This window comes from Ahrensia marina (genome assembly GCF_001293565.1).
Lineage (GTDB): Bacteria > Pseudomonadota > Alphaproteobacteria > Rhizobiales > Rhizobiaceae > Ahrensia > Ahrensia marina.
In genome coordinates this window covers 26,203-44,612 of sequence record NZ_JXMU01000008.1, presented here as the reverse complement: position 1 = coordinate 44,612, position 18,410 = coordinate 26,203, and the positions used below count along the sequence as shown (strand labels likewise).

The following is an 18,410-nucleotide window of genomic DNA, read 5'->3' as shown; positions in this document are numbered from 1 at the left end:
ATTGCACGATTTTCGTAACCTTAACGGACAATGAATAAAGAATCGGCAAATTGATCTGGTTAGCAAAAAGTTAATCTATCCGGTTTTGGGGCCGGCGACTCAGCGCTCTCTGCCAGCTAAAGAAAGCGGTGGAAGCGCTTGGGCATCATAATACGCAGCGCATTGTCCTTTAATCTAACATGACGCCAGATATGAAACGCGGCATGTCCGATGGCAAAAATGCCCAATGCATAAAACTCTATCGTGTGGAAGAAACCGATCCAATCATTGGCCAGAGGCCAGTTAAGCGGCGGCGCAATGGGCAAAAATCCACCGGCAAACAAGAGCCGCGAAGAAGTCAGGCCGAGCAGAAAGCCGGTCAGCGCAACCAGAAACATTCCCCAAATGAGGGTTTTGTGCATGATTTGATGGGTTTTGCGTGCCCAAGGCGGCAATTTGGGTCCGGGCTTGCTGGCGAGTCCCCGTATGAGAAAATCCGCCGTCCAGACCAGAGCCAGCACGACAAAGATCAAACCCAGGATCGAATGAAACTGAAAATAGGCCGGACCGAGCGGCACAACATCTTTAGGTTGCACAACCATGAACCACACGAACAATGGTGCCATTGTCCAGTGTATCCATTTGAGCATTGTGCGTCGCTTAAGCGTCATTGATCATATAGCCTCGCCGTCTTATTGCTAACAGAAACGTGACCAAGGCTTATAATAGTTTCAAAAACGGCACTGATATCAATCGCAATAACGGCACTTTGCGTTGCGCTGAATAAATCGAAGGCGCGTCTCGCCGCCGTGCTTGGCAATCAGTTCGGGTATATCAAAGTCATATTCAGCACCGCATTTGCGGCATTTGAATTTTGCGCCAAGGCGCAATTTAATCAACTCGTTCAAGGTCAAATGGTAGTTATGCTCATCAGCGTAAAACTCTTTGACCATAACCACCCACCTGTTTCCTAGCTGAATTTACCCGATCGCGGGAAGCCTTTCGGCACCATACGGCCTGCGCCTGCCCTTGCGCCCATATATTCAATCAGCTCTTCTTTTGAGCGATTGTGCGCGCGCGCGGAACTATCAAGCCATGTTAAGCCGTCTTCCAGCTTAAACAGCGTGATATCCTTGATGCCGCCATCCTTGTATTTTTGAATACGGACGCCCTTGCCGCGTGTCATTTCCGGCACCTGATCCAGCGCAAAAAGCAGCATTTTGCGGTTTTCGCCAACGCTGGCGACATAGTCTGCGCCTTCCGGCACCGGATAGCAGATCAAAGCCTCATCAGGCAGTTTGACATTCATCACTTGCTTGCCCTTGCGGGTGTTAGCGATGACATCACTTTCACCGACGACAAAGCCGTTGCCGACACTAGACGCCAGGAACAGCTTGCGCCCTGCCTTGTAAACAAAAGCCGTTACAATATCGCTGTCATTGTCCATATCGACAATCAGACGGATCGGTTCGCCATGCCCGCGCCCGCCCGGCAATCGGTCTGCGCCAATCGTGTAGAATTTACCGGCTGTGGTAAAGACGATAATCTTATCCGTCGTCTGTGCATGAAATGCGGTTTTAAGCTTATCGCCCTCCTTAAACGAGAATGAGGAAAAGTCGGCCACATGCCCCTTCATGGCGCGCATCCAGCCTTTGTCGGAAACGACAATCGTTACCGGCTCTTTCTCGATCATTGCTTCCTGAACAGCCTCAAGATCGATTTCTTTTGCCTCGGCAAAATCCGTGCGGCGCTTGCCGATCTCGGTATCCTTGCCAAATTTCTTTTTCACATCCTTGATTTCAAAGGCGATCACGTCCCACTGCTTGTCTTCAGAAGCCAGCAACGCCTCAATCTGGTTTTTCTCTTCCGTTAAAGCATCAAACTCTTTCTTGATCTCGACTTCTTCGAGCTTGTTCAATGCCCGCAAACGCAGGTTAAGGATCGCGTCAGCCTGATTTTCGGTCAGTTCAAACGCCTTGATCAATTCCGCTTTGGGATGGTCCTCAAAACGAACAATACGGATGACCTCATCAATATTGAGATAGGCGATAAGGAAACCGCTTAGGATTTCCAAACGGCGCTCGATAATGCCGAGACGATTACGCGATCTGCGTATCAGCACCTCACGGCGATGCTCCAGCCATTCACGCAATATTTCGCGCAAATTCATCACCTTCGGCGTGATGCCTTTTGACAGCACATTCATGTTGAGCGAAATACGTGTTTCAAGCTCGGTAAGCTTGAACAGGGATTCCATCAAAATCTCAGGGTCGACAGAGCGTGATTTCGGCTCCAGCACGATCCGCACATCTTCCGCGCTTTCGTCGCGGATATCTTCCAGAAGCGGTATCTTTTTAGCGATCAGCAGTTCCGCGATTTTCTCGATCAGGCGTGATTTTTGAACCTGATACGGAATTTCGGTTACAACTATAACATAACCGCCGCGACCCGTTTCTTCCTTGTGCCAGCGCGCGCGGGTTCTAAAACCGCCACGCCCCGTCTTATAAGCTTCAAGAATGCTGGCGCGCGGCTCGACAATCGTACCGCCTGTCGGCAGGTCCGGCCCTTCGACATATTCAACCAGCTTTTCAATACCGGCATTGGGAAATTTGATCAGGTGCAGCGCAGCATCGCAAAGCTCGGCCGCATTGTGCGGCGGAATATTGGTCGCCATGCCAACAGCAATGCCCGCAGAACCATTGGCCAGAAGATTTGGAAAAGCGCCCGGTAAAACAACCGGCTCTTTATCTTCTTCATTGTAGTTATCGCGAAAATCGACCGCATCTTCATTGAGGCCTTCAAGAAGCAGCGTGCCGACCTCTGTCATGCGCGCTTCGGTATAACGATAAGCCGCAGCATTATCGCCGTCGATATTACCGAAATTACCCTGCCCGTCGATCAACGGATAACGCACAGAAAAATCCTGCGACAGGCGCACAAGTGCATCGTAAATCGCCTGGTCGCCATGCGGATGGAAATTACCCATCACGTCACCGACGATCTTCGCACATTTCTTGTAAGCGCTGTTCGGATTGAGCTTGAGCTGGTGCATTGCATAAAGGATGCGCCGGTGCACAGGTTTCATACCATCGCGTGCATCGGGCAAAGCGCGGTGCATGATTGTCGATAGCGCATAGGCCAGATAACGCTCTTCAAGCGCAGCTTTGAGATCTACCGGTTCAATTGCCTTGCCCGGCTCATCAGATGGTGGCGGTGTATTCTTTGACATGAACTTGCGTTAGCGCTTTGCCTGATTCGCGGCAAGATTGAAGCGCGTCAACTCACAGATCGTAAACAGCTTCAACCCTCCCTGAACGCCAAGGACATGGAATCCACTATTGGCCGCAGCAAATAATCCGCGAATGTGCGTTCTTCTGTCGAAATCAACGCATCAACGGGCATTCCGGGGTAAATCTGGTTCGGATCAACCTCCTTGGGCAATTCCACAATACGGAGCCTCGCCTCATAATAGGGTTCCTGTGTCGCCCTATCGACCAAACGGTCAGGCGAAACAAAGATCACCTCTCCATCAACCTCAGGCGTTCGGCGTAAATTAAGGGCCGACAGACGCAATTGTGCCGACTGCCCCGGCCGCACGCTGTCAATGTCAATAATATTCAACCGCGCTGATACGAGTAGTTCTTTCGACGTGGGCAGAATTGTCGCCAGATCCTCACCCGGACGGACAACGCTGCCAACTGCATTTTTCGCCAAATCAATAATCAAACCGTCTGTCGGCGCACGCACGATGGTTCGGTCCAAAATATCACGGTTGGAATTGATGCGCTCTTCAATATCGCCAAGCTCGACACGAATGTCGTTGATTTCTTTGATCGCAGTTTCGACGGTGGTGGTGCGCTGGCGCTCGATCTGTTCCTGCGATTCAATAATTTGATTTTTCGACCGTGCAATTTCCGCTGTGATTGAGCCAAAACGTCCGATCAAGTCGGCCTGCGCACGTAAAAGCTGCGTATATTCGGACCGGTTGGTCAACCCCTGATCGAGCAGCTTCAATTTGCGGTCAACTTCCTCACTTACAACATTGATCTGTTCGTCCAGTGCTGACTTTTGGGCATTAAAGCCTTCAAGGGCATCGCGCTGCGCGGCAATGCGCTGGTTTAAAATGCGCGTTTCGGATTCCTGACGCGATACCCGTGTCTGGAACTCTTTGCGCTGCTCATCCAGAACATCCTCCATGCCTAAATCTTCAGCGCGCGCCAACAGATCATAATCGTACTCAAACTGCTCAGCCAGATCACGCTCGGCACTCAGCCTTGCCAGACGTGCCTCCAGCGCAACTTTTTGCCGGCCAAGGCGCTGCATGGTGGATTTTGCCTGTGTTGCATCCAACGTGATGATCGGCGCGCCGGCATCAATCCTCTCGCCTTCACGAATATGGATTTGAGAAATGATCCCTCCTTCAAGGTGCTGGATTTTCTGGTTGTCACCGGCAGCAGCGATCCGGCCTGTCGCGATCGCAGCACCGGCAATAGGCGCTGTTGCAGCCCAGTAACCGAAACCCAAGAAGAAGATTGCGATGGCGGCATAACCGATCAGATTGATTGACCGCGTGGCAGCCAAGCGATCAGTCTTTTTATCCGCATTTGCTTTGTCGGTGATCTCTTTCATTTGCTGTCACCTTCTTTGCGCGTAGAATCATAGCCGGAAGGTGCGGTTTGCACGATTTTGAACGGTGATGGAGCAGCGCTTGTCGCAGCAACTGGCGGGCGATCCTGCGACTTACCGAAAAGACGGGGCAAGACCTCGTCACGCGCACCAAAATCAACGCGGCTTCCATCGCGGATTGCAAGAACCAGATCGCTGTATTCGAGCAATTCGTCGCGCTGCGTTATCATAATAATCGTTTTGCCGAGCTGCCGCGCACCGGCAATTGCCTGCCCGAACTTTTTACGCGCTTCCGGGTCGAGGCTCGCATTGGGCTCATCAAGCAGCAATATTTTCGGATTGCCATAAAATGCGCGCGCCAGCCCTATTTGCTGCATTTCCCCGCCCGACAACGAGCGGCCCGTTGCTCCAACCCGCGTCTGATAAGCGTCCGGCATCGCCTCAATAGTGCGGTCAACATTGGCAGCCTTTGCTGCGGCTATAATATCTTCATCGCGTGCATGGGCATCAAACCGCGCAATATTTTCGGCAATGGTTCCCGGCAGCAAGTCGACGCGCTGCTCAACATATCCGATGTGACGGCCAAGGCTCTCCGGATTCCAGTTTTTGATGTCATTATTATCAATGCGTACTTCGCCGTTTGACGGACGGATTGCACCGGCCAGAATACGCAACAAAGTCGATTTACCCGCACCGCTTTTGCCAAGTATCGCCAGTGTTTTTCCTGCCGGAACGCCAAAACTCAGCCCTTTTAAAATCGCAATGCGACCCTGATCGGCGCGGGAGTGAAAATAGATATTTTGGGCATTTATCTGGCCTGAAGGCGCATCAAACTCGGTAAAGACATGCGGTTCGCTGCTGACCTTCACAGCACGTGTAATTGTACGCCAGGCTGCAAGACCTTCTAAAATTTGACGCCAAGAGCCGATCACCTGGTCAATCGGCTGCAAGCCTTTACCTGATATGATGCTGGCGGCAAATATCATGCCTGCTGTCATCTGGCGGTCCAGTACCAGCCAGGCACCAACACCCAATATGGCTATTTGCAAAGAAAAACGGATTGTTCTGGAAAGCCCCGTCATAAAGGAGGAAACACGGCTACGTGCATCGCCGCTTTCCAATCCCGTTAATTGCTGGCTTTGCCAGCGGTCCAGTGCGTTTTGCGTCATGCCCATGGCGCGCAATGTTTCAGCATTGGCCAAAAGCGCTTGCGCGGTAATCTGGCCGCCAGCATCGGCGCGAATTGCGGCATTTCCCGCACGCGAGGTCGCCCATTGATTGAGCAGAGCAATCAGAACAAGCAGCACGGCCCCGCCGAGCGTCATCCAGAATAAGACCGGATGAATGAAATATAACAGGCCGATAAATAGAGGGACAAAAGGCAGATCAAAGACAAGGAACGCCAGACGGGAGTTGAGAAAATTGCGAACCTGCGACAAGGCCTGCGCAATGCGCGCCCCGCCCACCCGATTATCGTTTTCCGCCATAGCCCGAAGCATCGCAGGCCGGCCGTAATTTAATTCAAAACGGTTGGCGATCCGCGTTGCGTAAATCACCCGAACACCTTCCAATACGCCCAATATGATAAGGGCAAAACCTGCAATCAAGCTGAGGAATATCAGTGTATCGATGCTGGCAGATGATAAAACGCGGTCATAAACCTGCAGCATATATAGCGGCATGACCAACATCAGAATGTTCACGCCAAGCGAGAAAACACCGACATCCAAAAACACTCTGCGCATTGAATAGCGTGGTTTATTGGCAGCGTTGTCAAGCATGGTTGGTCGACCTGTGTTTAATACGAACTGATGCGGCTAACCGGCCACAGATTTGGCCGCAACATGAGAGGCAAGCAAAGCATCTTGTCTTCTTATAATAAAATCCCGACTGAAAAGCCGGGATTTTTAGATCAAATATTTGATCGCTTACTTTTTGAGTAAATCACGGATTTCTTCAAGCAGTTTAATATCTGCAGGCGGTGCTGCCGGCACTTCCGGTGCAGGCTCTTCTTTGCGCATCATGTTGTTAACTGCCTTGACCATCATAAAGATGATAAAGGCAAGAATGAGAAAGTTGATAACGGCAGTGATGAAACTACCATAGGCTAGAACGGCGCCCTGCTCTTTGGCGGCCTCCAATGTCGTGGCGGTCACTTCCGGCGATAATCCGGCAAAATAATTGTTGAAATCCAGCCCGCCGAAAATGGCGCCGACAATCGGCATAATGATATCATCGGTCAGCGATTTAACGATTGTGCCGAAAGCACCGCCGATAATAACCCCTACAGCCAAATCCATGACATTGCCTTTGGCAATAAACTCTTTGAATTCACCGATCATTCCCATTCCATAGTCCTTCCGATTAAAGTCATTGCTAAAACTTTGATTTAAAACCAGCATTAATGCAATGGTTCACGCGTTGCAAAACATTTAACAAATTCCTAAGCGATCGCTATACGACCATAGCCACGGTTTTAAATTGCAGTAAATTCGCCCATACTCGCCACAAGTAAAACGTTCGGCAATGCGGGGGAGTGAAATGCAGGGCTGGCTTATTGCGTTGGCAGCATTCATCTATTTGGCAATATTATTTGCTGTCGCTTCCTATGGCGATCGGCAAACGTCAATCAAAAGGTCGAAGCCGCGCCCGTTTGTCTATGCGTTTTCGCTGGCGGTTTATTGTACGTCATGGACTTTCTTCGGCTCGGTTGGCGTGGCAGCAGACCGCGGTTTTGAATATTTTGGCATTTATGTCGGGCCGATCCTGCTGTTTACGGTCGGATTACCGCTGGTACGGCGTATCGTCAGGCTCAGTAAATCAGAGCGCATTACATCAATCGCCGATTTTCTTGCTGCCCGATATGGCAAGAATGCGCGGGTTGCCGCACTTGCCGCCATTATCGCGATTATCGGTACCGTGCCTTATATCGCGCTACAGCTTAAAGCCATATCCGATACCGTGACGCTTATGGTCACCCACTACAATGTGTCGGCAGACAGTGCGGTCTTAAATTTCGATGTCGCATTTATCGTGGCGATAACACTGATTATCTTTGCCATATTGTTTGGCACACGCCATGCCGATGCGACAGAGCACCAGGACGGGTTGATGCTAGCGGTTGCGCTGGAATCGATCATCAAAATCGTCGCATTTATCTTCGTTGCTCTGGCCGTCACTTTCTTTCTGTTTGACGGCTCAACGGCCATTGTGGAAGCATTCCAATCAAATGCCGAAACACAGCGCGCGATTGCCAAAGGCAGTTCCTTAAGCACATGGCTGGTGCTGACAGTATTGAGTGCGGCTGCGGTTATCGTGCTGCCGCGCCAGTTTCACGTCATTGTTGTTGAAAACAGATCGGAAGGCGAATTGAACCATGCCTCATGGATTTTCCCGATTTATCTGATTGCGATCAATGCATTGGTCATGCCTGTGGCTATTGCAGGAATGCTCTATGTAAGGGACGGCACACCGGCAGATCTTTATCTGTTGGCATTGCCTTTACAGGCAGGTCACGACTGGCTTGCCATGGTTGCCTTCATCGGCGGCCTTTCAGCGGCAACAGCCATGGTGATTGTCGCGACCGTGGCGTTATCGATCATGATTTCCAATAATATCATGATCCCCTTTTTGCTATGGCGCTTTGGCGGAGTTTTACAAACCTCCGGCAACAATTGGTCGAATGTTATCCTCAACATGCGCCGCATTTCTATTGCCGTGGTGATCTTTGTTGCTTTTGCTTATTACCAGCAGACCACCCAGAGCGCGCCGCTGGCTGCAATCGGCCTTTTGTCTTTTGCCGCCATGGCGCAGTTTGTCCCCTCAATGCTCTTCGGGCTTTTCTGGCGTCAGGCCAATGCGCGCGGCGCATTTGCAGGCATGTTGGGAGGCACAATGGTCTGGGCCTACACGCTGCTCATACCGGCGCTTTCCCCACCTACACTTGGCTGGATACAAACCGGCCCCTTCGGCATTCAGGCGCTGCAACCACAGGCACTGTTCGGCCTTCAGCTAGAACCGCTCACCCATGGTGTATTGTGGAGTATTGGCGTTAATATTCTTCTGGTTGTCATCGGCTCGCTATCGCGTGTGGCAACCCCGCTGGAACGGGTACAGGCAGTGACATTTGTGCCCCGCAGCCCTCAGGTCAGCAGCGAATTGCGGCGGTTCACAACCACGATAACCGTCGACGAAGTCAAAGAAACGGTTGCGCGCTATGTCGGTACAGAACGAATGGAACGCGCCTTTGCAACCTATGAGGTTCAAGAAAGCCGGAAGCTGATCGGCCACAACATTACCGATGTCAATTTGGTGCGTTATGCCGAACAGATTCTGGCAAGTGCCGTTGGCTCGTCTTCTGCCCGTCTTGTCCTTGGCCTTTTGCTTGAAAAAGACGGTATTTCGCCGGATGAAAAGATCCGCCTGCTTGATGATGCGTCCGAGGCACTGCAACAAAACCGTGACCTTTTGCAGATTGCGCTCGACCAGATGGATCAGGGGATCACTGTTTTTGACAAGGATTATAAACTGAAAAACTGGAACCGTCAGTTCCGTCTTTTGCTTAATCTACCGGTCAAATATGGTCATTTCGGCATGCCGCTCAAAGACATAGCGGAGGCTCTTTTTGAGCACAGAGAAGTCAATGCCGAGCTACGCGACGACTTTGTCAGCAATATCAGTCAGGCAAGAGCAGCGTGGCAGCTACCACTTTCCAAAAGCGGCAGAATATTGGAACTTCGTTCAAATCCGATGCCCGATGGCGGTCTTGTTGTCACATATACCGATATTACAGGTCGTGTGGAGGCGAACAAAGCACTGGAAAAATCAAAGGAAAGCCTTGAACAGCGTGTTCTGCACCGCACGTCGGAACTAACGTCCGTGAACAAAGCGCTTGCCAAAGCGCGGCAAGAAGCTGAAACGGCCAATATCGGCAAAACACGCTTTCTGGCAGCCGCAGGACATGACATCAGCCAACCGCTCAACGCGGCAAGGCTTTACACAGCCTCTCTGGTTGAAAGAACGGTCGATATTGAACACAAGCACCATGACATTGCTTTGAAAATTGACGCTGCGCTTAGCTCCGTTGAAACAATCATCGGCGCTGTTCTGGATATTTCGCGGCTAGACGCCGGCGCACTCAAAGCGACGCGCAACGCCTTTGAAATGAACCCGTTTCTTGATCAACTACGCAATGACTTTCTGCCGCTCGCAAAAGAAAAGAACTTGGAACTGATCGTCATGCCTTCCAGCACAATCGTCGAAAGCGACCGTGCCTTGCTCATGCGGGTTGGACAAAACCTCATTTCCAATGCTTTGAAATATACGCGGGAAGGTAAAGTTCTTGTTGGCGTGCGCCGGTCGGGTAAAGCACTGAAATTATGCGTTTACGACACCGGTATCGGTATTCCGGAGAACAAGGTTGAATCCGTTTTCAATGAGTTTGAAAGGCTAAATGAAGGTGCCTTGATCGCCCGTGGTCTGGGACTGGGTCTATCAATCGTAGACAGAATATCGCGCGTTATCGGATCTGAAGTCGAAATTCGCTCAGTGCCGGGCGCAGGAACCGCTTTTAGCGTTTCCTTATCACCCGCCAGCGCCGCGGCTCTGCCCAAAAACAAAAAGCAGTCAAAACAAACCGCGCGGCCCAATTTGCTCAACGGTCTCAATATTGCCTGTATCGACAATGAACCCTCTATCGTTGAAGGCATGTCCGTGCTGCTTGATGGATGGGGTGCCAGCACAATATGCGCGACGAGTATTGCAGAGCTGAGAAAGAAACTCGACAAAGCAAAACTGCGCCCCAATGCGATTATCGCAGATTACCATCTGGATAATGATAACGGGCTCAACGCTATTGCCACCATCCGCGAGATCTACGGCCCCGAACTCATGGCCATATTGATTACTGCCGACCGGTCCAATGATATTAAATCACGATGCGCGGAGAACAATATATCGCTGTTAAACAAGCCGCTTAAACCTGCGGCATTGCGGGCTTTGCTAAACACCATACCGCGTGATCAAACGCATGAGGCGGCAGAGTAGCGCTTAGGAAAGCGCCTCATCGCTGCGATCATTGCTGTCGCGCAAAATATCCGCACCAATTTTGGACAGGCGTATAACGGCTTGTGTCCGGCTATCAACATCAAGTTTCTGTAAAACCGCCGACACATGCGCCTTGATCGTTGCTTCCGAAACGCCAAGCTCATAAGCGATCTGCTTGTTTAATAGCCCTTCGGCCAACATGCCCAGAACTCTGGCCTGTTGCGGCGTCAGCGTTTTGATGCGTGCGATAAGGTCAGCAACTTCTTCATCTTCTTCGCCCGCCGGCGGCAAGTCATTCGGCAAAGCGATATCGCCTGCCAACACACTGTTGACGGCCTGTCTGATTTGTTCTGTCGAGGCTGATTTGGAAATAAAGCCGGAAGCACCAAGCTCTATGGCACGGTGTACAGTCAAATGATCATCGGATGCGGAAACGATAACCACCGGCACAGATGGGTAAGACGCGCGCACCGAAACTAGCGCAGAAAGACCCGATGTACCGGGCATATTGAGATCGAGAAGCAGAAGGTCGACTTCATCATGATCTTTGAGCGCCGCCATAGCGCTAGAAAAATCATGTGCTTCAATCATTTGGTTGGCAGCGACGCCATCGCCAATATGATCGCAGATGGCAGATTTTATCGCATCACGGAATAAAGGATGATCATCTGCAATAAGAACGGTTGTTGACACAAATACACCTTGAATCGTGAATATTGGCGTTCTTATGCGGTCTGCGGCCTACTAACGTCAAGTGAGGTGCAAACAAGGTAGGTACAAAGCTAGGTGTTATCCACGCAATGCACGCGCGATGCGCGGCAGCCTTAGCACAAACCAGACAACAACCCAGACATTTCCCAGAAAAGGGATCGGCGCGATCCAAAGCACAGCCTTAAAGCTGCGCTCGAACAGAAAAATGATCACCGAGAACATCAGGAACCCGAAATAAAGATCGGCAAGAGTGACGATACCCCAAGGATCAGAGGTTAGCCATTGACCGGCCCCGGAAAAATTGCCCTTTACCATCGCCCAGACAATCAAAGCCGCAAAACCGACGCCCAAGAACGCCAAAGCCACTCTTAGAAGATTCATATCACCACTCCCTGCTCAAGCTGTGAAATAGAATGCACTCACAGCTTGTCCAGTGCGGCAACTAAATTAGCGCAAGAGGCGCTCCACCTTATTGCAGTAATTTTGTGAAATCGGGTTCATGCGCTTGGCACCATGTCCGGCGTTGTAGCGCAAAATAGTCCCGCAGGTACTACCACTTGCAAGCTGGCGTGCTTTTCCAAGATATTTCATACCGTATTTGATGTTTGTTTCCGGATCATAAAGCGCTTTTGCCGATCCGCGGTAGCCAACCAAACGGGCTGTCGGCAAGCGTAGCTGCATCAGGCCGATCTCACCGGCTGCCCCGCGCGCATGGGCTTTATAGCTGCTCTCTGAAAACACGACAGCATGGGCAAGGTTAACCGGAATATTATTTGCTTTGGCGTGCCGCGAAATAATCGCGTGATAAGGTTTTCCCTTACTGGAAAATTTAGCACTGACGTCTGCTGTTGCCGCGACTTTTGGCTCTTCTTTAGTTGTTGCACACGCAGAAAGGCTCACCGCCATAAGAAGTGGAAAGACAAGCTTATAAATTTTCAAACTAAAACCCTCGATTAACGCATTTTGCAATCAAGGGGGCGGATTAACGCTTGGGGAAGCAAATAGTCCACTCAAATACCGAATCACTTTGTAACAATTCGATAGCCATAATTTTATTTAATTCAAAGGCTTACAGCTTGTTCCTTAACTAAGTAACCGCACTTAGCAAGCGATGTAAAGTGTCAATTGTCGACATATCCGCAACGCCATCAACACGCTGTGGACGAAAATGGCGCTGGAATGCTTCGACGACACCTTTGGTTTGCGCATCAAAAACGCCGTCAACCTCTATGCGGTAGCCGTACAGCCTGAACATGGCCTGCAAAGCCTCTATGGGCTGGCCTGTGTCACCTTCGCTAAAATAGCGCCCGCCTGATATGGCGGTCGGTTCTGTCCAGTGGCCGACACCGGCCTGCGCGAGCAGTTTCCAGTCAAAGTTCTCGCCCGGATCCAGTTTGCGCACCGGTGCCACATCGGAATGAGCAAGCACATGCGCCGCCGGAATTGAATGGCGCGATAAAATGGATTGGCATAGCCGAACAACAGCAGCCATCTGGCTTTCCGGATAATCCGGTAGGCTTGCCGGATGGCCGCCATTGACGATCTCCACCCCGATTGAGCGTGAGTTGGTGTCCTCTTCGCCTTTCCAGAAACTGTTACCTGCATGCCAGGCACGGTCAGTCTCGCGCACCATCTGCACGACACGCCCGTCCTCATGAACGATATAATGCGACGATACCTGACTTTCCTCATTGCAAAGCCAGTCCTGCGCGCCCTCACCGCTATCCATGCCGGTATAATGCAGCAGCAGCATATCAATTGCCCGATCATCTTTGCGCGGACCAAAATTAGGAGATGGACATATTTCAGCGCCTTCGAAATCGGGCGCGAACTTTTCTAAACTCATTGGCGTTTCAAATCTGCTTCGACGGACTGCCAGGCATCATTGATTGCCGCCATACGGTCCGTTGATATTTTCATGAATTCCATCGGCAATCCGCGCGCAAGGAAATTATCTGGATGATGTTCACGCACCAATTCCATATAGGCAGCGCGCGCATCGCTATAGGCGACACCCGGCGTTAAGCCCAAAATACGGTAAGGATCACTCGCTCCTTTATCGACATGGCGCGACAAGATACGGTCAAACTCGGCCTCCGAAATCTGGAAGATTGTCGCAACTTCGCGCAAAAAGGCCAGTTCGTTGCCGTGAATAAAGTTATCCGCCTTTGCGATATGAAAGAGCCCGTCAATTATATCGCGCAAGATCGGGCAGTTTTCCCCTTCTTGCGATCCGCATAAATTGGCAAGCTGCGTGGCATAGGAATCAAAGCCGGCCACATCCTGCTTGGCCAGATTGTACAGCATTGATACCTGCTCGGCGTGTTCGTCCGGTATATCGAATATCTCTTTGAAGGCATCGACTTCGGATTGCAGAACGACACCGTCTGCCTTGGCCATCTTGGCGGAGAGCGCGATCATCGCGACTGAAAACGCAACGCGCCGTCTGGTTTCAGGATCGCCCTCGAATAATGTCCGCACTGCCTCAATGACCGCGCTAAAAGCAGGAATGGCTGTAGCGGATACAAAATCAGTAATGCGAATCCAGATAGACATCGGTGGCGCTTTCTTTGAATCGCGTCACTCATAATGCAAATGCGCGCAGAATTTAAGCAAAACTTGCCATGCGTTTCCTAAAAAGCATCGCTTATGTGAAATCGCCGCGCTCAATGGCGCGGCGATAAAATTATTATTGGGCTGTTGATGACTCTTCGGTGACTGGCTCCACCTCGTCAGCAGCTTCCTCGGCCGCATCTTCTGTCGCCTGTTTCATCTCGTCCGCGGCTTCTCCAGCCTCTTCAACCGTTGTGTCCGCTACTTCTTTCACAGCATCCATCATGTCGCTGGCTTTTTCTTTGGCAGAATCAACGGCTTCGCTGGCCTGCTTCATTGCCTCGTCTGCCATTTCGCCTGCTTTTGTGACGGCATCATCCGCCATGGTTTCTGCCTCTTCCGCCAACTCACCGGCTTTGGCCGCTGCGTCGTCCGCAGCTTCTTTCACTGTTTCAACGGCTTCCTTAGCCATAGTTTCTGCGTCATTAGCCAGTTCACCGGCTTTGTCAGCAGCATCATCGGTTGCTTTTTCCATGCTTTGAGCAGCATCGTCTGCTTTTTCAGTCGCAGTTTGCGCGGCGTCTTCAACATTCTTTTTCGCTTCTTCAGCCTCATTGCTGCAAGCGCCAACGGCCAGCAAAGCGAGAAGGGAAACAGAGGCAATCAATAATCTTTTCAATTTAGGTCTCTTTCTTTGGCGCCATCACGGCGCTGTTAACATTAACGGGCTGCATATGAGCCTTTACTGTTTTGTTTTCAACAATATCATCGGTTTGCATGTTGAAATCGTTGGCTATACCAGATGTATTTGAACGTCATGCATTCGAATATGGAGCATTTTATGTCGGCAAACCGATGGGACTTTTGGATTGATCGCGGCGGCACATTTACAGATGTCATCGGCGTAGCGCCCGACGGCACGCTCAACAGCCACAAGCTGCTTTCTGAAAATCCGGAAAGCTATCCCGATGCTGCCGTGCAAGGTATCCGTGACTTGCTGGGCGTGAAAGCCAGTGAGGTAATGCCATCTGAGCGCATCGGCACGGTGCGCATGGGCACAACGGTTGCTACAAATGCTCTACTGGAACGCAAAGGCGATAAAACATTGCTGCTGATCACGAAAGGTTTTCGTGATGCGCTACGTATCGCCTATCAGGCGCGACCGGATATTTTCGCAAAAGAAATCCTTCTGCCCGAACAAGTATATGAGCGGGTGATTGAAGTCGATGAACGCGTGCTGGCCGATGGCACGATAGAGAAACCGTTTGAAAGTGATACACTCAAACAACAGCTTGAGGACGCCAAAGCCGACGGGATCGACAGTGTCGCCATTGTGTTTATGCATTCCTGGGCTTTTCCGGATCATGAAAAACAAGCCGCTGATCTGGTCAAACAGAACGGCTTTTCACAAATTTCCGTCAGCCATGAAGTCTCTCCGCTCGTCAAGCTTGTCGGGCGCGGCGATACAACGGTCGTCGATGCTTATCTGTCACCGATCCTAAGACGTTATGTCGATCAGGTTGCCGGTGCTTTGGGCATTACCGATGAGGCAAGCACGCCGCGCCTGCAATTTATGATGTCGTCAGGCGGTTTGACAGCCGCTGAGCGCTTTCAGGGCAAGGATGCGATCCTTTCCGGACCGGCGGGCGGTGTGGTTGGCATGGTTGAAACCTGCGCCATGGAAAACTTCGACCACGTTATCGGGTTCGATATGGGCGGCACCTCAACCGATGTCGCGCATTATGCCGGTGAATACGAACGCGCTTTTGATACCGAGGTCGCAGGCGTCCGCATCCGTGCGCCCATGATGCGCATTCACACGGTTGCCGCCGGTGGTGGCTCAATACTGAAATATGAAGACGGACGTTTTCAGGTCGGACCGGATTCTGCTGGCGCAAACCCCGGCCCTGCTTGCTACAGGCGCGGCGGTCCACTGACTGTTACCGACGCGAATGTGATACTTGGCAAGCTTGATCCTGAATTCTTTCCGCCGATTTTTGGTCCGGACCGCGATCAGCCGCTCAATGCGGAAATCGTGCGCGAAAAATTTGAAGAACTGGCAAGTCAGATCGGTGATGGAAAATCCGCAACAGAAGTCGCGGAAGGTTTCTTGACAATTGCCATTGAGAATATGGCGAACGCGATCAAGAAAATATCGGTTCAGCGTGGCTATGACGTCACGCATTATGTGCTGAACTGTTTTGGTGGTGCCGGTGGTCAACATGCCTGTCTTGTTGCCGATGCGCTTGGCATGACCTCGGTGCTTATTCACCCGCTTTCCGGCCTGCTTTCAGCCTACGGCATTGGCCTGTCAAAAACCTATGCCGCGCGCCAACATGCGCTCGTTCAACCATTACATGAAGATGTTCATGGTGAAATGACGAGTCTTTTGAATCGCTTGAGCGACGATGTTCGAGCAGAACTTACAGAGCAAGGCGTAGAAAAAGAACACATCAAAGTGCAGAATACGCTTCATATTCGCTATGACGGAACCGACAATACGATTGAGGTTGCGTTTGACGGCACTGATCTTGGCGCCGCAAAAGCTGAATTTGAAAAAGCGCATAAAGCGCAATTCGGGTTTATTTCACCAAACCGGAAACTGATCATTGAAGCGGTCGGTATTGAGGGTGTCGATGCGGCACAAAAACAGTCTGATGAAAAGCATGGTGCGGCGTCCGACTATGATGCGTCACCTGCCCAGACAACGCGCATATTTGCCGACAATGAATGGCATGAGGCCAATGTGTTTATGCGCCAAGAGCAGACACCGGACGATCAACGCCTCAAGGCCGGCGCGACCCTCAAAGGACCTGCGCTCATTATTGAAAACAACCAGACAATTGTCGTTGAAGCCGGATGGCAAGCGCGGCTAACAGAAAATGACATTATCGTTCTGACCCGTGTTGAAGAAAAATCACGCGCCGCCGCAATTGGCACCAAGGCCGACCCTGTCATGCTGGAAGTGTTCAATAATCTCTTCATGTCGATTGCCGAACAGATGGGCGTAACGCTGCAAAACACGGCCTCATCGGTTAACATCAAAGAGCGACTGGACTTTTCCTGCGCGGTCTTTTCAGCTGACGGTGCGCTTGTTGCCAATGCGCCGCATATGCCGGTTCATCTGGGATCGATGGACCGTTCGGTTGAAAGTATCATACGGCAAAACCCCGATATGAAACCGGGCGATGTTTACGCGCTTAATGCGCCGTATAATGGCGGCACGCACCTGCCTGATATTACCGTCGTTACGCCGGTATTTTCTGACGATGAGAGCGAAATCCTGTTCTTTACGGCTGCGCGCGGACACCACGCAGATGTGGGCGGCAAGGCGCCCGGCTCCATGACGCCGCGCGCGACCCATGTCGATCAGGAAGGCGTTTTGATTGACAATTTCAAACTGGTTTCTGAAGGCACGTTAAACGACGAAGCCTTTCTGGAGATGATGACCAATCATCCCTATCCGGCGCGCAATCCGCAGCAGAATCTGGCAGACATCACCGCGCAAATTGCAGCCAATGAAAAAGGCGCTGCAGAGCTTCGGCGCATGGTTTCGCAATTCACCCTGCCCGTCGTGCAAGCCTATATGCTGCACGTTCAGGACAATGCAGAGGAAAGCGTTCGCGGTGTCATTGACCGCCTAAGCGATTGTGAAGCGGTCTACCCGACCGATAATGACCAGCAGATTGCGGTCAAGATTACGGTCGACAAAGAGCGCCGCGAAGCCACCGTTGATTTTACCGGCACATCCGCCATGAACGGTAATAATTTCAACGCGCCTGAACCTGTGACCCGCGCGGCGGTGCTTTATGTCTTCCGCATTATGGTGGAAAGCGGCATCCCGATGAATGCAGGTTGCCTGAAGCCGATCAACATCATTATTCCAGATGATTGTATGCTCAAACCGGTTTACCCTGCGGCCGTCGTGGCGGGTAATACGGAGACATCGCAGAATGTCACCAATTGCCTGCTGCAAGCGCTGGGCGCGATGGCCAATGCCCAAGGCACGATGAACAATCTGACTTACGGCAATGCGGAATATCAGAACTATGAAACCATATGTTCCGGCTCACCGGCGGGCGTCATGAACAATGGCCGCGGCTTTAACGGGGCATCGGGCGTTCACACCCATATGACCAATACCCGCATGACCGATCCGGAAATATTGGAAATGCGTTTTCCGATTGTTGTCGAGGACTTTTCCATTCGAAAAGATTCCGGCGGCAAGGGCAAGTTCAATGGCGGAGACGGTACGCGCCGCGCTTTGCGCTTTACCAAAGATATGGACTGCGCGATCCTGTCATCACACCGCTATCATGCGCCCAAAGGCATTAATGGCGGCGGTGACGGCCAGCTCGGCAAGACCGAAGTGCGCCGGCTTGATGGTACAGTTGATGTTCTGAAAAACGCGGACCAGACATTTGTCAAAGCCGGTGAAGTCGTGGTTGTCACAACACCAACGGCCGGCGGCTATGGCAAAAAAGACTGATCATTGT

General features: G+C 51.3%; 14 protein-coding genes. 2 read left to right on the top strand and 12 right to left on the bottom strand.

Annotated features, from left to right (window positions below; translation table 11 throughout):
- Window positions 1-116 precede the first annotated feature (116 nt).
- From SU32_RS06590 to mscL, 6 genes are all read right to left on the bottom strand, one after another.
- Window positions 117-650: a cytochrome b gene (locus tag SU32_RS06590; protein WP_053998566.1), complete on the bottom strand. Its 534-nt coding sequence runs from the start codon at window positions 648-650 to the stop codon at window positions 117-119.
- 78 nt (window positions 651-728) lie between these two features.
- A complete protein-coding gene (locus SU32_RS06585; RefSeq protein WP_144421055.1) occupies window positions 729-938 on the bottom strand; it encodes a hypothetical protein in 210 nt (69 codons plus the stop codon).
- Window positions 939-949: 11 nt separating this feature from the next.
- Window positions 950-3,208, bottom strand: a complete 2,259-nt coding sequence (gene parC / locus SU32_RS06580) for a DNA topoisomerase IV subunit A (protein ID WP_053998564.1) — start codon at window positions 3,206-3,208, stop codon at window positions 950-952.
- 71 nt (window positions 3,209-3,279) lie between these two features.
- Window positions 3,280-4,608 (bottom strand): HlyD family type I secretion periplasmic adaptor subunit, encoded by a 1,329-nt coding sequence (locus SU32_RS06575; RefSeq protein WP_053998563.1) that lies wholly within the window; start codon window positions 4,606-4,608, stop codon window positions 3,280-3,282.
- Window positions 4,605-6,386: a type I secretion system permease/ATPase gene (locus SU32_RS06570; RefSeq protein ID WP_053998562.1), complete on the bottom strand. Its 1,782-nt coding sequence runs from the start codon at window positions 6,384-6,386 to the stop codon at window positions 4,605-4,607. Before SU32_RS06570 ends, SU32_RS06575 begins: the two co-directional genes overlap by 4 nt.
- A gap of 147 nt (window positions 6,387-6,533) precedes the next feature.
- The gene (gene mscL, locus SU32_RS06565; RefSeq protein ID WP_053998617.1) at window positions 6,534-6,947 is read right to left on the bottom strand and encodes a large conductance mechanosensitive channel protein MscL; all 414 of its coding nucleotides are present in this window, start codon (window positions 6,945-6,947) and stop codon (window positions 6,534-6,536) included.
- A gap of 199 nt (window positions 6,948-7,146) precedes the next feature.
- On the opposite strand from mscL, the gene SU32_RS06560 reads away from it, so the two are divergent.
- Entirely contained in the window at window positions 7,147-10,650 is a 3,504-nt protein-coding gene (locus SU32_RS06560; RefSeq protein ID WP_053998561.1) for a hybrid sensor histidine kinase/response regulator, read from the top strand.
- A gap of 3 nt (window positions 10,651-10,653) precedes the next feature.
- Here SU32_RS06560 and SU32_RS06555 read toward each other — a convergent pair whose 3' ends face one another.
- The 6 genes from SU32_RS06555 to SU32_RS06530 all read right to left on the bottom strand — a co-directional run bounded on the left by SU32_RS06555 (window position 10,654) and on the right by SU32_RS06530 (window position 14,593).
- Complete coding sequence (locus tag SU32_RS06555; RefSeq protein ID WP_053998560.1) at window positions 10,654-11,343, bottom strand: response regulator transcription factor; 690 nt, start codon at window positions 11,341-11,343, stop codon at window positions 10,654-10,656.
- A 96-nt stretch (window positions 11,344-11,439) separates the two neighbouring features.
- Window positions 11,440-11,742, bottom strand: coding sequence for a hypothetical protein (locus SU32_RS06550; protein WP_053998559.1), 303 nt, complete (start codon window positions 11,740-11,742; stop codon window positions 11,440-11,442).
- Window positions 11,743-11,808: 66 nt separating this feature from the next.
- Entirely contained in the window at window positions 11,809-12,300 is a 492-nt protein-coding gene (locus SU32_RS06545) for a transglycosylase SLT domain-containing protein (RefSeq protein WP_053998558.1), read from the bottom strand.
- Between the two features lie 148 nt (window positions 12,301-12,448).
- Window positions 12,449-13,207 carry an N-acetylmuramoyl-L-alanine amidase gene (locus SU32_RS06540; protein ID WP_053998557.1) on the bottom strand — a complete coding sequence of 253 codons (759 nt, stop codon included), beginning with the start codon at window positions 13,205-13,207 and terminating at the stop codon, window positions 12,449-12,451.
- Window positions 13,204-13,917 carry a J domain-containing protein gene (locus SU32_RS06535; RefSeq protein ID WP_053998556.1) on the bottom strand — a complete coding sequence of 238 codons (714 nt, stop codon included), beginning with the start codon at window positions 13,915-13,917 and terminating at the stop codon, window positions 13,204-13,206. Before SU32_RS06535 ends, SU32_RS06540 begins: the two co-directional genes overlap by 4 nt.
- A 133-nt stretch (window positions 13,918-14,050) precedes the next feature.
- On the bottom strand, window positions 14,051-14,593 hold the full coding sequence (locus SU32_RS06530) for an Rv0909 family putative TA system antitoxin (RefSeq protein ID WP_144421053.1): 543 nt from the start codon (window positions 14,591-14,593) through the stop codon (window positions 14,051-14,053).
- Between the two features lie 162 nt (window positions 14,594-14,755).
- Between SU32_RS06530 and SU32_RS06525 the strand changes: the two genes are divergently transcribed.
- Window positions 14,756-18,403 carry a hydantoinase B/oxoprolinase family protein gene (locus SU32_RS06525; protein ID WP_053998554.1) on the top strand — a complete coding sequence of 1,216 codons (3,648 nt, stop codon included), beginning with the start codon at window positions 14,756-14,758 and terminating at the stop codon, window positions 18,401-18,403.
- Window positions 18,404-18,410 lie beyond the last annotated feature (7 nt).

Bases quoted from the DNA above. Each gene is read 5' to 3' on its own strand.
- SU32_RS06590 (WP_053998566.1), bottom strand. From the start codon at position 650: ATGACGCTTAAGCGACGCACAATGCTCAAATGGATACACTGGACAATG.
- parC (WP_053998564.1), bottom strand. From the start codon at position 3,208: ATGTCAAAGAATACACCGCCACCATCTGATGAGCCGGGCAAGGCAATT.
- SU32_RS06575 (WP_053998563.1), bottom strand. From the start codon at position 4,608: ATGAAAGAGATCACCGACAAAGCAAATGCGGATAAAAAGACTGATCGC.
- SU32_RS06570 (WP_053998562.1), bottom strand. From the start codon at position 6,386: ATGCTTGACAACGCTGCCAATAAACCACGCTATTCAATGCGCAGAGTG.
- mscL (WP_053998617.1), bottom strand. From the start codon at position 6,947: ATGATCGGTGAATTCAAAGAGTTTATTGCCAAAGGCAATGTCATGGAT.
- SU32_RS06560 (WP_053998561.1), top strand. From the start codon at position 7,147: ATGCAGGGCTGGCTTATTGCGTTGGCAGCATTCATCTATTTGGCAATA.
- SU32_RS06550 (WP_053998559.1), bottom strand. From the start codon at position 11,742: ATGAATCTTCTAAGAGTGGCTTTGGCGTTCTTGGGCGTCGGTTTTGCG.
- SU32_RS06540 (WP_053998557.1), bottom strand. From the start codon at position 13,207: ATGAGTTTAGAAAAGTTCGCGCCCGATTTCGAAGGCGCTGAAATATGT.
- SU32_RS06535 (WP_053998556.1), bottom strand. From the start codon at position 13,917: ATGTCTATCTGGATTCGCATTACTGATTTTGTATCCGCTACAGCCATT.
- SU32_RS06525 (WP_053998554.1), top strand. From the start codon at position 14,756: ATGTCGGCAAACCGATGGGACTTTTGGATTGATCGCGGCGGCACATTT.